The 575-nt window shown below is 67.3% G+C and carries 1 protein-coding gene and 1 pseudogene; both read left to right on the top strand.

Translation table 11 applies throughout. The features are described 5' to 3' along the window. Positions 1 to 73 (top strand): annotated as a pseudogene (locus JMF90_RS40760) (DNA-binding response regulator); the annotation flags it as partial. Next, a partial coding sequence (locus JMF90_RS39700; protein ID WP_201326613.1) for a HAMP domain-containing protein occupies positions 70 to 575 on the top strand: 506 nt, incomplete at its 3' end. The pseudogene JMF90_RS40760 and the gene JMF90_RS39700, both read left to right, overlap by 4 nt.

Raw genomic sequence — 575 nt, 5'->3', positions numbered from 1 at the left:
CGACGATCTCGGCGTTGCGGGCGTGCCGGCCAGCGTGCGCGGCGTCGGCTACAAACTGTGGAGCGGCGAGTGAGACTCGATGGCCTGAGCCGCCAGATCGCGCTGACGATGGGCGCGATCGCCTTCGGCATCACGGTGCTGATCGTCGTGACGGCCTATGCGTTCTACTACCTGCTGTACCAGTACTCGCCGCAATCTTTCCAGGCGGTGAGCTGGCTTCCGAGCGGGCCGGAGTGGGTGTGGATCATCTCGACCACGCTGGTCGGCCTGTTGATCGCGGTCATCGTTGCGATCAACCTGTCGCGCCGCATCCTCGTGCCGCTGAATTCGGTCACGGACAGCATCCGCCGCGTCGCGCGGGGCGATCTCGGGGCGCGCGCGGTCGCCGGCGATCGTTCGTTGAAGGAAGCGGCGCTGCTCGCCGACAACTTCAACGCGCTCGCAAGCGAACTGCAGCGCGTGACCGACGAGCAAACCTTCTGGAACGCGGCGATCGCGCACGAGCTGCGCACGCCCGTGACCGTGCTGCGCGGGCGCTTGCAGGGGCTCGCCGAAGGTGTGTTCACGCCGAGCGA

The sequence above is a fragment of the Burkholderia sp. E168m23 genome (genome assembly GCF_016586125.1).
Lineage (GTDB): Bacteria > Pseudomonadota > Gammaproteobacteria > Burkholderiales > Burkholderiaceae > Burkholderia > Burkholderia orbicola.
Note: the sequence above shows the minus strand (reverse complement) of the source record. Positions and strands in the feature narration are given on the sequence as shown.